General features: G+C 46.9%; 1 protein-coding gene. It reads left to right on the top strand.

Annotated features, from left to right (window positions below):
• Positions 1-26: 26 nt before the first annotated feature.
• Positions 27-16,814, top strand: a complete 16,788-nt coding sequence (locus FD725_RS06235; RefSeq protein WP_179047322.1) for an NF038122 family metalloprotease — start codon at positions 27-29, stop codon at positions 16,812-16,814.
• Positions 16,815-16,866: the final 52 nt, after the last annotated feature.

Genomic DNA, 16,866 nt, shown 5'->3' with positions numbered 1-16,866 from the left:
ACTCAAAAATAATTCAGGGATTCTTCATGAGCGAACTAGATTTAATTGTCTCTCCTTTAACTGTGCCAACATCAATTGCTTTGAATGAAAGCTTCGATGTATCTTGGATAGTCCGTAACTTAGGTAATGGTTTCGTTTCGGATAACAACTGGTATGACTCTATATATGTTTCTGATGATGAAATCTTTGATACTAGCGATATCAACATCAACGATATATATGCAGGTAGCTATCCAGCAATCACCGCAGCCGGCAGCAGTGGAGATAGTTATGTAGTCTCGACTAATGTAACTTTACCTTATTATATCAGACCGGGCGATCGCTTCCTGTTATTTGTTGCCGACAGTTACAATGAGCAGAGCGAAAGCAATGAAACTAATAACGTCGCTTCAGTGGCAATTACAATTCCTGGCCCCGACCTAGTTGTTAGTAATCTGAGCATTCCTTCCTTAACAGTTGGTCAAAACGTCACCGTAAACTGGACTATCACTAATCAAGGTAACGCTGCTACTACATCTAATTACTGGTATGATCGCTTTGTTTTTTCCCTAGATGATGTTATTGGTAACAGTGATGATATTTATGCTGGGGACTTTTACAACAATCACAACATTTTAGCTGCCCAAGACCCGAACGATCCCAATCAAACTAATAATTCGTATTCGGGTAGCAACAATATTGATGTTTCCAGTGGGGTGAACAGTAGTTATAAACTGTTCATGGTTAGCGATATCAACAACTATCAAGCAGAGAGTAATAAAGATAATAATTCGCGTTCAACGTCCATAACTGTTTCTGGATCTGACTTAGTGATCAACACTGCACCAATTGCTCCAGCTACGGCAGTTGTTAACAGCAATATCACAGTAAATTGGACTGTCACCAACCAAGGAACGATCGCTACTTCTGCATCTTATTGGTATAACCGTGTAGTCCTTTCTCGTGATACTCAATATGGCAATAGTGATGATATTACCTTGTCAGAGAGTTATGAGTATTACAGTCCCATTGCGGCTAATGGTGGAACAGTTAATGCTGGCGGGACGTTTTCTTTAACTAGTAATGCGGTTGGTACTTACAATTTATTTGTGGTTGCCGATATTTACAACTATCAACCGGAAACTAATGATGCCAATAATGTGAGTTTGGCGACGCAAATTACCATTGCAGCACCAGATTTAGTTGTTAGTAATGTAACTGTCCCGGCAAATGCTGGTGTTGGTGAATCTGTCAACATTACTTGGACGGTAGCTAACCAAGGAACAGTAGCTACCACACAAAATTATTGGTATGACAATTTTGTGCTTTCTTTGGATGATCAGTTAGGTAATAGTGATGATATTCTCCTGGCGCAAAACTATCGCTATCATAATGGTTTAGCGGCTGTTGGCAATAGTGGAAATAGTTATCAAGACAGTATCAATCTAACTTTACCCAACAGCATTAATGCTATTGGTAATTACAATTTATTTGTAGTTGCTGATGGTATTTATAACTATCAAGGCGAAAGTGACGAGACTAATAACTCGGCAATTAGTGCGACTAAAATTAATATCAGTGCGCCGAATTTGCTTGTTAGTAACATTACTGCGCCAACTACGATTACTCAAGGTAGTGGGTTTGATGTAAGTTGGACAGTGAATAATGATAGTACATCTCGTGCTGTAGCAGATTGGCGCGATCGCTTGTATCTTTCCACTGATAATATTTGGGATAGTAGCGATCGCCAGTTAGATAGCGTCGATATTAATAGCCAAACTCCCTTAAATGGTGCAACTAGCTACACAATTAATCGCACCAATTTAAAATTATCTGGAGTGACCGATGGCACTTATTATCTGATTGTGAAAACAGATGAAGCTAATAGCCAAGCGGAAACTAATGAAGATGATAATAGTTTAGCTTTGCAAGTTACTGTTAACTCTGCTGATTTACGATCTGATAGTGTTGCTGCTGTTGATAGTGAAAACAATCTCCTCGACTCAGTAGAATTTGGTCAGGCATTTAATGTTAATTGGTCTGTTACCAATATTGGCATAGGTGCTGCTAATACTACATGGAATGACCGCATTTATTTATCTACTGATACAATTCTCAGCAGTGATGATGTGGCAGTTTTCACCAAAGGACAAACTAAAAATTTAACCAGTAATGGCAATTATTTAGATAGTGCTACTGTCACCGTTGACTTTAATAATCCTTTACCTACAGATGCCAATGGTTATGTAAGTGAGAGCGAGCCGAATGATGCGATCGCTCAAGCTTTAGATTTACAACAAAACTTTGTGCCGACGGCGGGAACTAATAGTTATTTAGTGAAGGCTAAAGGTACAGTTTCTACATCTTTTGAAGGTGATTACTACCGAATTTATGCTTCCCCTGGTGACCAACTCAGATTATATGAATATGGTTTTGATACTTATCTCTATTTATATAATCGGAATGGCACTCTTTTAGCGGCAGATGATGACAGTGGCGGTAGCCTTAATTCTTTAATCAACTATACCTTTGCTAGTAATGCCTATGCTGGGGATTATTATGTACGAGCAGCAGGATATAGTAGCCGCACTGGTAACTATGGACTAGATATCACGCTGCAAACTTCACAGCCAATTATCACTGGGAATTTAGCACCAGGAAATTATTACTTGTTGTTGAAAACTGATAGTGATAATACTTTCCCAGAGAGTGTAGAAACTAATAATGTAGTTGCTGCAACTTCCCCCATCACACTGACAGCAATTTCTCGTCCAGATTTAGCGATCGCTGGTTCGACATCGGCACAAAATGTTTATATAGATAGTACAGTTACTGTTTCTTGGACTGTTACTAATCTTTCCACTATTGATGCTGCTAGAGCCGGTTGGTTTGACTCAGTTTATTTATCTAATGACAACGTTTTTGATAACAGTGATATTGCCCTGGCTTCGATTTCTCGTGCTACAGGAGAACCAGATTTAGCTCCAGGTGGTAGTTATAGCCGTGATGTCAATATCACTTTACCGACTGGGGTGACAGGGAACAAGTATTTAATATTTATCACCGATCGCACCAATAATCGGTTAGAAAGCAACGAAACTAATAACCAGTCTCTTGTCGCTATCAATATCGTCGCCCCAGATTTAGTAGTGACAGCGCCAGTGACAGCCCCAACAATTGCCAGCAAAGCCCAAACTATTGATGTGAGTTGGCAAGTCAAAAATCAAGGGACGACGGCGACTAATACCTTCTGGTATGATCGCGTTTATTTATCTAGTAATACAACTTTAGATAATGGGGATATTTTCATTAGCGATCACTACAATACTACACCGCTAGCCGTCAATGAAACCTACAGTGCAACTCAGTCAATTATCATTCCCAATTCGGCCAGTTTAGGCGCGCAATATTTACTGTTTGTCGCTGATGGTTATAACTATCAAAAAGAAGTCAACAACGATAATAATGTTTTTGCCACAGCAATTACCATTAACGCCCCAGACTTAACCATTAGTCAAACCACAGCCCCCGACTTTGCTAGCATCGGGCAAAATGTCAATATCAGTTGGCAAGTGACAAATCAAGGTGATGGAGTTGCCAATGGTGATCACTATGACTATGTTTATCTCTCCACGAATACAACCCTGGACGGTGGCGATACCCTAGTTTACTCAGAATATGTCACCACGGATTTAGCTAGTGGTGGTAACTACACCATTAGCAACAAGAACTTTATTCTCCCCAACACCGCAACAGGCGATCGCTATCTATTATTCGTCACCGATGGTTCAGGAAGTCAAGGGGAAACCAACGAAAACAATAACTTGACATTTAAGGCATTTAATGCACGCTTCAACTCTTCCGACTTAACTGTCATTGGCACACCGACAGCCCCCAGCACCATTAGTTTAGGTGAAACGGTGAATGTCAGTTGGCAAGTCAAGAACCAAGGACAGGAAGCCGCAACAGCTGATCGCATCGAACGGGTTTATATTTCTGATAATGCCACCTTAGATGCAGGTGATACCCTACTCAATCAAATCACCGTCACCACTGATTTAGGGATTGGGGAAACTTCTACTAATAATCAAAGCTTTGAAGTTCCTCTCACTGGCACAGGCGATCGCTACTTATTATTTGTCACCGATGCCACAAACACTCAAGCCGAAGTGGACGAGACGAATAATGTCACAGCCAAAGCCGTGAGAGTGAACGCCGCCGACTTGCAAATAAATTCCTTCACAACTCCAGTTAGTGGCGTGTTTGGTAGCGACATCGATATAACTTGGGCGATAAATAATGCCGGAGAGGGCAACACCACAAAAGCTTGGCGCGATCGCTTATACTTATCTCCCACCAACACCATCGGTAATGATGCCATTCTCCTGAGTGATTTACCTGGAACTAGTCTCACCACAACGCAGACTTATCAACGCAGTGCCAGCATAACCCTACCCTTAAATGTCAACCTCGCTGCCGGCAATTACTATTTAATCCTGAAAACAGATGCCGACAGTACCCAACCAGAATCATTAGAAAATAACAATACCCAATTCCGGCAAATTGCCCTGACAGAACCACCCCTGCCGGATTTAGTTGTCAGTAATATTACTGCACCTAGCACAGAATTTTCTGGAAGAAAAGTACAGGTAAGCTGGACAATAACCAACCAAGGTACAGCCGCTACTACAGGTACTTGGTACGATAACCTCTACGCCTCCAGCGATAATCAGCCAGGAAATGATACCTTCTTCGGTAGTTACATTTACACAGGCACTCTCGCCCCAGGACAGTCAATCATTCGTTCCCAAGAAATTACCTTGCCCTTTGACTGGAGTGGCGATCGCTATTTTGTCGTCACCACCGATAGTAATAATCAAGTTTACGAGCATAATAAAGAAGGGAATAATACAGCGATCGCTTCCCAACCCTTGACGGTGCAGTTAGATAACTTCCCCAACTTGGTAGTATCAAGTATTACACCCCCTACCTTGGCTTTCTCCGGTTTAGGTACAGAAGTCGTCTGGACGGTCAAGAACCAAGGTAATGCCGCTACCAATTCTCCCTACTGGCGGGATGATGTCTGGCTGTCTCGTGACTCAGTACTGGATACCCAAGGTGACTATTTCCTCGGTAGCGTCACCAACCCCACATATTTAGGCATCAACGAAAGCTATACCAGCCGCCTCAACGTTGCCCTACCCCGTGATATCAGTGGTGATTGGCGATTTATTATCCGTACTGATGCCTACGGAAACGTGAATGAATACCCCAATGATGGCGATAACACACTCAGCGCCAGCACCATCACCAACGTAGAACTCACTCCCCCCGCCGATCTCCGCGTCACCAACATCACCCTAGCCCCCACCCGTCCTTTCTCTGGACAGCAAGCCACAATTACTTGGCGCGTGACTAACACAGGTACGGGGGCCACACCGCCAGATCAAACACGCTGGAATGATGAAATCATCATGACAGAGAATGCTGACGGTACAGGGGAGTTATTTGTTTTAGGGACTTACCAACGTCAAGGTAGTCTAGCACCAGGCGCATTTTACGACAGAACCCAAACTGTCAACTTACCCATTGGTAAGTGGGGAAATTATTTCTTTGCCGTGCGGACAGATCGGAATAATCAGGTATTTGAAAGCGCCTTTGAGAACAATAACACCCTAGTTTTGGATGCCGATCTTAACGATGCTGGCCCCACCCCCTCAACAGTGCTACTAACACCACCCCCCGACTTAGTAGTAGATAACATTACAGTACCGGCAAACATTGTCGCCGGGCAACTGCTGACAGTCCGTTACCGAGTGGTGAATGAAGGTTTGACAGCTACCCCCGGTAGTACTTCCCAATGGACTGATGCCGTTTACCTCTCACCGACAGCAGCATTCAACAGTAGCACTGCCATTGCTTTAGGTACAGTCAACCGCCAGGGAATTTTGGATACCCAAGGCAGCTACGACATTAATACCACCTTCCAAGTCCCCAATGATTTGGCAGAAGGCAACTATTACCTGATTGTTCTGGCTGATGCTTACAATCGCCTGTTTGAGCAAGATGACGTGGATGTGGTGCAGGGAAGCAACGTTGCTTTACCAAACGTCTTGGCTTCCACAACCCCCATCAACGTTTTATCTCGTTCGGCTGACTTGATAGTCAGTGAAGTGACAACACCACAAGTTGCCGCTAACGCTGGTAGTACAGCCCGGTTAAGCTGGACAGTACGGAATATTGGCGCTGGTGCTACCCCCGTTTCTCAATGGCGCGATCGCCTAGTCGCTTCCGTAAATACCACATTGGGTGATGCAGATGATGTGTTACTGGCGACATTTGAACGGACGGGTAGCTTGGGAGTTAATGGGACATACACCCGCACAGAAGATGTGTTAATTCCCTTCGTTTTGAATACGGGAACCTACAATCTCTTTGTCACCACCGATGCAGATAATGTAGTTTACGAAAGCCTGAACACGAATAACGTCAATAGTGCCAGTTTCTTAGTAAATCGGCAAACACCAGATTTGGCAGTCATAGCAGCCAGTGCCGCGAGTAGTGCCAGTTCGGGTAATCCCTTGGCGGTGAGTTGGACAGTGAAAAATATCGGTGCTGGCGCTACCAATGTGGATTACTGGTATGACGAAGTATATTTATCAGCCGACACCACCATTAACAGTGGCGATTTATTCTTAGGTTCAGTCCGGCGTGGTGGCATACTAGCAGCCAATGATACTTACACAGTCACTACATCCTTTGGATTGCCAATCAACCTGCAAGGTAACTATAACGTCATCGTCCGTACCGACAACACCAGCCGTTACGGGGAACCATCCAATCGAGTCATCGAGATATCAGAAACCAATAATACAGCGATCGCCTCACCAACCACCACCATCATCCTGTCCCCCGTTGCCGATTTACAAGTTACCCAAGTCACCGCACCGATTAGCGCTATCAGTGGTCAAACCTTCGCCCTCAACTGGCAAGTGAAGAATTTAGGCGCAGCAGCCACAGGCGATCGCACCTGGACAGATAGCTTTTACTTCTCCGCCGATCAAGTATTTGACCGCTACACCGACACCTACTTGGGAGGACGCAACTATACAGGTAATTTAGGCGTGGGCGCTGTCTACAACGGTAGTCAGATATTAAATGTACCGCGTGGTCTGGCTGGTAATTATTACGTCTTTGTGGTGACGGATGTCAACAACACCGTCGAAGAACGGACAAACGAAACAAATAACTTCAGCTTAAGTGCTACTCCTACGCAAGTCATCATCCCGCCACCTTCCGATCTCCGACCAGTGGCTAACAGCATCACCCTACCAACTAGCGGTGTCGTCGGGCAACCCCTGACAATTGGTTACACAGTTGAGAATATTGGCAGTTCAGCAGCGATCGGTTCTTGGTCAGATACAGTGTATCTTTCCCAAGACACAGTGTGGGATGTCAACGATTTGGCAGTGGGAACTTATACCCGCAGTGGTGATTTAGCTTCCGGGGCAACTTACAACGGCAGCGTCACCAGCAACTTACCGGGAGTAGTTCCAGGCAATTATTATGCCCTGATTCGCAGTGATTCCCGCAACCAAGCCCCAGAATCCAACAAAACCAACAATACCGTCACCTCCTTGGGACGAATTAATGTTGATGTCCCAGTTTTAAACATCGGTGGTACAGTCTCCGGTACTTTGGGCGCAGGACAAGCCACATACTACAAACTCCAAGCCACCGCCGGGCAAGCGATTCGCCTCCACTTCGACAGCGCCGATAATACCAGCACCAATCAGGTATATGTGCGCTACGGCGAAATGCCCACCCGTGGACAATTTGATGTCACCGACAACGAACCCTTCACCCCAGACCCAGATTTTGTTCTCCCTGCCACCCAAACCGGCACTTACTACATCTTGGCTTACGGCAACACCGCCACAGCCACACCCAATTACACCCTCACCGCCACCGAAATTCCTTTCTCAGTATTTGATGTGTCCTCTGATGTTGTGGGTAACGATGGTATCGCCACAATTAAAATTGATGGGGCGAAATTCGGCAGCAACACCACCTTTGAACTAATCGATAGTCAAGGAAATGCGATCGCTCAAACCACATCCCGCACCCAAAACACCACAACCGCCTTTGCCACCTTCAACCTGACAGATAAAGCCATTGGTAGCTACAGCCTGCGCGCCACCCAAGGCAGTGAAATCGTCACCCTGGCCAACGCTATCCAAGTACAGCAAGGTGATTTAATCGATGACTTTAGCACCAACATCACCGGGCCACGGGCAGTTTGGGCAGGACAGAAATATCCGATTAATATTGCTTATGGAAACGCTGGTGATAGCGACATCACCGCCCCATTACTCTTGGTACGTACGGTCAATAATAATGCAGCGATCGGTTACACCCCCCGCTACAACGCCAGTGAAGCAGCCGGACAGACACTACAGTTACTAGGCGCAGGACGGGATTTAGGCTTAACCCAACTACGTCCTGGGGAAAGCTACACCTTACCCGTGTTTTACACCCATCTCGGTGGCGATGAATCCGCCGGCTTAGAAGTTGTTCCCATCAGCCGCTACGACAGTACCGCCATTAGTGCTAGCGATTGGACAATGTTGCGCGACACCGCCAAGCCCACCAGCGTTACAAACACCGATTGGCAGAACTTCTGGCAGGCAAAACAATCCGGTATAGGTAACACCTGGGGCGATTATGTGGAACTGGTAACAGAACTTTCCACCGCCTACAGTGGTACTAGCAATCCCATCACCGATGTCCAAGATTTATTTAGTCGCTGGTATAGTGATCAGGCGGGTGTGTATAACTTCCAACCCAAATCTACAATTTCCGGTCGCTTACTTGGCCCCGATGGCACTCCCTTACAAGAAGTTCGTTTAGATGTAGTGCGGGTATTGGCAGATGGCACTCGTGTGGGAGTGCAGAACAGCACCGATATTATTACCGATTTGAATGGACGCTTCACCTTTCAAGGATTGGAAGCTGGGAACTATGAAGTCACCCAGGGAGGCAGCAATCTCAGCTTGACTTTCCTACCTACTACCGATGGTTTAACCGACCTCACCCCTGGCCACTTGTCCTACGGCTTTACGGTTGCATCTGGACAAAATCAAAACAACTTAGATATTCAAACCTATCAACCAAGCAACCCTGATTTTATCGCCGATCGCCAAGTCGGGCAAAAGCAAGTTTCCTTGGTGCGTGATGCCAATGGTGTCTCTCATGTGTTCTGGGTTGAGGACAATCAACTCTGGCACAGTTACTTTAATGGTTCACAGTGGATTGATGCTGCGCCCATCTCTGCGGCTCAACCTGCCGGAACATACAAAGTCCAAGCTTCCTCCGCTTTGTTGGGTGGCAATGCCGGCTTGATTGTCACTTGGGATGAACGCACCGATGACCCCAACAACCCTGTAAACGGTGATACAGAAGTTTTCTACGCCCTGGGTCGAGTCAAAGCAGGTGGCGGTTATGAATGGTCAAATCAGATAGCGGTTACTCAGAACGATAACGTCGTCGGGGCTGCACCAACCTTGTTAGTAGATAGTGCAGGTAATCCATTTTTTGTCTATCAGCAATATGACGGCAATGTGGAAAACGACGATACTGATTTGTACTATCAACAGCGCAATCTTAGTGGCGATACAATTACCTGGGACATTGGATCTGGACAAAACGGTAGTATTTCCTGGTCTTATGCGGCGGGAGCAGAAATTAACCTTCCTGATGCTTTAGGACGCTTTATTCCCGTTACACATATTAAAATTTCCGGTCAGTACTCTGGTAGCAGCGTCACCAGTTGCGATCAAACCGTGATTCAAGGAGGTTGGAGTGGTCGTATAGACGTGAGTAACAAGGGGAACATTGGTAATGTTAGAGACCCCAAAGGCAAGGGTGAGTTTAAGGTCACGGCAAGCGGTGGCGGCAGCTATGGAGCAGTCTACAAGAAAACTGTCGGTATGACCCAAAAGCGCAGCCAAGCTGGGGGTAACTTAGGCTTTGAAACAACCGTAGTTCCTTCCTTCTTGGGGCCAGTTGCTAACGTGCTAAGGGCTGCACAGAGTGTGGTCAGTTGGTTTGGCGGCGATCTCGAAACTGGTATCAACGGTGGTGGTGGTGTCAACCGAGTAAATCTGCAAAGTCCTACAGGTTGGCGCGAAAATTGGGGGGTAAATGTCAATGCTGGGATCTACGGCAAACTGAAGTTTGGTACAACCAATGGTCTGTGGTCTGCCAAACCCCCGACGTTCTTTGAGTTCAAACTGACTGGTGGTGTCACTGGTTCCCTTTCTTTGACTACAGGTTCATCTGAGACTGCCAGAGTAGGAAGAATTACGGGACGGGTTGGTGCTAGAGCCGTAGCTGAATTGAAAGTTGGTCAGTTTTCTCTAGGGCCAATCAAGTTTGAACCGATTATTCTTTCTGCCGGCATTGAAGGGTTTATTTCTTTCCCCGATTGCAACGCCGTCTGGGATGTTTGGTCAACTCCCCTCACCGCCGCCAGCAGTCAGCCGACGATAGGAACAACTACGATTTATGGCAGCAATGCGATCTTATCGGGGGTTGGCTCGGATGTCTACAACGATAGTAGTGCTGTTTTAACCAAAGGGCAGAATGGCTTAACTTACACGGCTTGGTCGAAGCAGTTCTATGATGTGAACGCAGGCGCTGGTGAAGCAGTGACAGTCGCCACCTTTGATGGGACTAACTGGAGTGATCCCGTCACCTTAGTTCGCAATGCTATGTTGCGCGGTCTGGATATTAGCACAGCCGCTAACGGTCGTCCCTTGGCGCTGTGGTCAATGGCAGATGAAACCGCTTTTGTGCTGCCGCAAGACCCCTCCACCATCGACAGTATTGAAGAAGTAGCAGCTTTAACTCAAGCAGTAGCTAACTCCACTAATCTGTTCTATGCCACCGTCGATGCAGCAGGCAATTGGAGCGCTCCCGTCCGTCTGGCCAACCTCAACGGCATTGATCAAGGAGTGAAACTGGGACAAACCAGTGATGGCAAAACGATCGCCACTTGGACAAATACCAACGGTACTGTCACCACCTTACAAACTGCCTTCTGGAATGGTACAAGCTGGACAACACCAACAGCGATCGCTACTGGTAATCTCGCTGCCCCAAGTGTCGGGCAACTGGGTTCTCAAACCAGCATATTCTGGAGCCAATTGCAACCAGTCCAGGGTAGCACCGAGTCGGAAGAAGTTCTCTTCTACAGCTTGCTCGATAATGCTACCGGGCAGTGGACAACCCCCAGCCTGTTTACACCAGTCCTCGCAGGCGGTCAAGGATCTAACCTCAGCGAAAATCCCAGTGATGTCATTTCCCTGTTGGGTGAAGACCGCTTTGCTCCACCCCCGGAAGGTTGCGAACCGCCATACAATCCACCCAGATTGCGATCGGCTGATCCCAACGATATCTTAGGCCCTGTGGGTTTTGGTGCGGAAAACTGGGTCACACCAACTGAACCCTTCGGTTATACCATCCGCTTCGAGAACATGGCGACAGCCACCGCACCCGCCAAACTAGTGACGGTGACACAGCAATTAGATCCTGATTTAGATTGGCGTTCCTTCCGTTTGGAGTCATTTAGCTGGGGCGATATCATCGTTGAGATTCCCGAAAACCGATCCTTCTACAGCGAACGGCTGGATGTCCGAGAACAATACGGTGTGTATGTGGACTTTACCGCCTTCATCGACATCACCACAGGTATTGCTTCTTGGGAACTGCGAGCTATTGACCCTGCAACAGGTTCTCTACCGACCGATCCTCTCCTCGGCTTCCTCCCCCCCAATGGCACAACCGCCGAAGATAAAGGTCGGGGTGAAGGGTATGTTGCCTACAGTATCAAGTCCAAGCGGAATGTCACCCACGGGGCGCGGATTGATGCGGAAGCGGAAATCATCTTTGACAACAACGAACCGATTAAGACTCCGGCGATTTTCAACACAATTGATGCCATCAAACCCACAGCCACAATTCAACCCCTACCCGCCAATGTTGTCGGCGATACCTTCACTGTCAATTGGGGCGGTAGTGATAACGCAGGTGGTTCTGGTCTGGCTTACTACGACATTTATATGTCAGTGAATGATGGTGCTTACGAATTGCTGTTGGGTAAAACCACCCAAACTGAGGTGACAATTACTGGTGATTTGGGTAGCAAATACAACTTTATTGCGGTGGGCAAAGATAATGCCCAATCGTTGTTCTGTTACCGTTGTGAAGGGCTAGTTGATCCCGATGCCCCGACTTTAGAATCGACACCCCAAGCCTCAATTGTCTTGGGAACTGCTGGGGAAATTGCCTTTAGTCAAACCCAATTCCAAGTTAACGAAAGTGGCGGAGCGATCGCTGCTGTCACCCTCACCCGTACAGGTGGTAGTTTTGGCGAAGTTAGCGTTACCTTGACCCCCAGCAATGGCAGTGCGATCGGTGGCAATCAACCATTTGCGCCTGGGATAGACTTCAACAACCAACCGCTAGTTGTCACCTTTGCCAATGGGGAACAAAGCAAAATTGTCAACCTACCCATTAATGCTGACAATTTAATTGAAGGGGCAGAAACTCTGACACTGGCTTTGGGTAATGTCACAGGTGGCGCTACCTTGGGTAGCCAAACCACAGCAAGCTTGACAATTGTGGATGACACTAGCCAGATTGCCTTTGCAGATACCAGTTTCCGTTTAGGGGAAGGGGCAACAAATTACATTCAGCTAGTCCGCACAGGCAGTACTGCCAACGCCGTCAGCGCTACCTTGACTTTTACCAATGGTACAGCCACAGGCAACAGCGATTTTGACAACAGTGACATCACCGTCAACTTTGCTGCCAACGAAACCAGCAAAACCATCGCCATCCCCGTCACAGATGATGCGATCGCTGAAGGCATCGAAACCTTTAACCTCAGCCTGAGCAACCCCACAGGCGGCGCGGCTTTGGGTAGTGTGAGTAGTGCGATCGCCACCATCGTAGACAACGATACCAATCTCAAGCTCAACCTCACCGCCGATGCGGGGATGTCTGCTCAAGTGGTCGCTGCCTTTACCCAAGCCGCTAACCGTTGGGCCACACTGTTAAATAATGATGTCACCCTCAACCTCAACATCGCCTTCCGCGATATGGGTACGGCTACAGTTGGTCAAACTAGTTCCCTGCGGAATAACTTCACTTACACAGAAGTCCGCAACGCCTTAATTGCTAAGGGAAGTAGTGCAGATGATAGTTTAGCGATCGCTAATTTACCCACCGGTAACGCCCTCAATTTGTTACTCAACCGCACCACCAATAGTCCTTATGGCAGTGCCAGTCCTACCTCTTACCTCGATAATGATGGTGATGCTAACAACACAACTGTGCGGTTGAACCGAGCCAACGCCAAAGCGCTAGGATTAATTGCTGCCGATAACGCCAATCCAGATGCCACAATCATCTTTAACAGCAATGCGGTGGTAAATTGGGATTTCGACCCCAGCAATGGCATCAGTGAAGGAGCTTTTGATTTTGTGGGGATGGCAACTCACGAATTTGCTCATGCCCTCGGCTTTGATAGCGGCGTGGATGTGCTAGATACCAACCCCCCCACCACCGACGATAAATTAACTTTCGTCTCCACCTTGGATCTGTTCCGCTTCTCCACCATCAGTTATGGCTACGGTGCAGGCACAATCGACTGGACAGCCAACAATACAGATAAATACTTCTCCTTGAATGGTGGTGCGACCAAAATTGCCAGCTTTGCCACTGGACGCACCTATGGCGATGGCTATCAACCAAGCCATTGGAAAGACGGTCTGAACTTAGGACTGATGAACCCCACAACGGAGACAGGGGCAGGGCTACAGATTTCGACCTTGGATTTACGAGCGTTAGATGTCATTGGTTGGAACTTGAGTAACCCCGCATCCGGTAATGCACCCACAGACTTGAGTTTGAGTGCTAGTAGTGTGAATGAAAATCAAGCGATCGCCACTGTAATTGGCACATTCACCAGCACCGACCCAGACCCCAATAATACTTTCACTTATACCCTTGTTCAAGGTACAGGTGATAATGATAACACCGCCTTCACAATTGTCGGTAATGAACTGAGACTGGCAATTGTACCGGATTATGAAACCAAAGACAGTTACAGCATCCGCGTCCAAACTAAAGACCAAGGTGGTTTGAGCTATGAGAAAGTCTTAGCGATCGCTATTAACAATATCAATGAAGCACCCACAGATCTAGTGATCAGCGCCGCTAACATTGATGAAAATAAAGCGATTGGTACAGCGATTGGTAATTTCACCACCACCGACCCCGACGCACCCAAAACAGCCCAAACCTTTACCTACAGTCTAGTCACTGGTGCAGGCGATACAGATAACAGTCTGTTCACCATAGAAGGTAATCAACTCAAAGCCAATGCTGTCTTCGACTACGAAACCAAGACCAGCTATAGCATCCGCGTCCAAACCACCGACCAAGATGGCTTGAGCTATGCCAAACAAATAGCGATCGCCATTAACAATATCAATGATCAAACGGGTACACCTGGTAATGATATCCTCCAAGGCACAGCCAACGATGACCAAATCAACGGCTTAGGTGGCAACGATCAACTGTTTGGTTTAGCCGGCAACGACATCCTTGATGGTGGTACTGGCAAAGATACCATGACTGGAGGTTTAGGCGATGACATTTACATCGTCGATAATAGTGCAGACAAGACAGTGGAAAATGCTAACGAAGGAATAGATACCGTTCGTTCCTCAATCAGCTACACCTTGTCTAATCATGTTGAAAATCTAGTTTTAACAGGCACAAGCAACCTCTCCGCCATAGGTAATGACCTCAACAACCAAATTACAGGTAACAGTGGCAATAATACCCTCGATGGCAAAGCAGGTGACGATACTTTATCGGGAGGACTGGGCAACGATACTTATATAGTTGACAGTGTTGCAGATGTCGTTACGGAAAACGCCAACGAAGGCACAGATAGCGTCACAGCTTCAGTTACCTACACCTTGAGTAATCACGTTGAACGCTTAACCCTGAGTGGTACAAACAATATCAACGGTACAGGCAATAGTCTCAACAACACCATTACAGGCAACTCTGGTAATAACACCCTCATCGGTGGCGCAGGTAACGACAGCCTCAGTGGTGCGGCTGGCAACGATATACTTAACGGTGGTGCTGGCAATGATAGCCTCAACGGTGGCACAGGCGATGATACCCTAATTGGTGGCACAGGTGATGATAGTTACAACGTTGACAGTGTTGCAGATGTCGTGACTGAAAATCTCAACGAAGGTACAGATAGCGTCACAGCTTCAGTTACCTACACCTTGAGTGACAACGTAGAAAAACTTACCCTCACAGGCACAGCCAATATCAACGGTACAGGTAATAGCCTCAACAACACCATTACAGGCAACGCTGGCAATAACACCCTCATCGGTGGGGCAGGTAACGACAGCCTCAGTGGTGGAGTTGGCAACGATATACTCAACGGTGGTGCTGGCAATGACAGCCTCAACGGTGGCACAGGCGATGATACCCTAATTGGTGGCACAGGTGATGATAGTTACAACGTTGACAGTGTTGCAGATGTCGTGACTGAAAATCTCAACGAAGGTACAGATAGCGTCACAGCTGCAATTACCTACACCTTGAGTGACAACGTAGAAAAACTTACCCTGACAGGCACAGCCAATATCGACGGTACAGGTAATAGCCTCAACAACACCATTACAGGCAACGCTGGCAATAACACCCTCATCGGTGGTGCAGGTAACGACAGCCTCAGTGGCAATGCTGGCAACGATATACTCAACGGTGGTGCTGGCAACGATAGCCTCAACGGTGGCACAGGCGATGATACCTTAATTGGTGGTGTTGGCGATGATAGTTACAACGTTGACAGTTTGGCTGATGTCGTGACGGAAAACGCTAACGAAGGCACAGATAGCGTCACAGCTTCAGTTACCTACACCTTGACTGATAATGTTGAAAAACTTACCCTCACAGGCACAGCCAATATAGACGGTATCGGGAACAGCCTCAACAACACCATTACAGGCAACGCTGGCAATAACACCCTCATCGGTGGCGCAGGTAACGACAGCCTCAGTGGTGGAGTCGGTAATGATACCTTAATTGGTGGACTTGGTGATGATAGCTACACTGTTGACAGTGTTGGAGATGTCGTGACTGAAAATGCCAACGAAGGTACAGATACTATTACGGCTTCAGTGAGCTACACCTTAAGTGATAACGTTGAAAAGCTCACCCTCACAGGTACAGCCAATATCGACGGTACAGGCAATAGCCTCAACAACACCATTACAGGCAACGCTGGCAATAACACCCTCACAGGTAGCATAGGTAATGACAGTCTCAGTGGTGGCACAGGTGATGATACCCTTGATGGCGGTACTGGAACTGATACCCTTGTTGGTGGTAGTGGTAACGATATACTGGTAGGTGGTTTTGGCAGCGATCGCTTAATTGGTGGTACTGGCAATGATAAATTTGTTTTTACCAGCCTGGGTGAAGGCATCGATACTATTACTGACTTTAGCAGTGCTGATGATGTCTTAGTAGTGCAAACACTCTTGACTAACTTGAACTACACAGGTACAAAGCCAATTACTGACGGTTACATCAGAGGTATCCAGTCTGGTGCAAATACTCTGATCCAAATTGACACTGATGGTTTTGGCACAAGTGCAAGTTTTAGTACCTTAGTCACACTCAACAACTTCAATGCGAATAATTTCAGTCAGAACAACTTGATTAGTTAACAAAACGTAAACTACCTAAGTGACGGTTCACTTACACTGTAGGTTTTTAGCT

It is taken from the genome of Nostoc sp. TCL26-01, from assembly GCF_013393945.1.
Taxonomy (GTDB): Bacteria; Cyanobacteriota; Cyanobacteriia; order Cyanobacteriales; family Nostocaceae; genus Trichormus.
The sequence above is the reverse complement of the archived record's forward strand: the minus strand, read 5'-3'. Positions and strand labels throughout refer to the sequence as shown.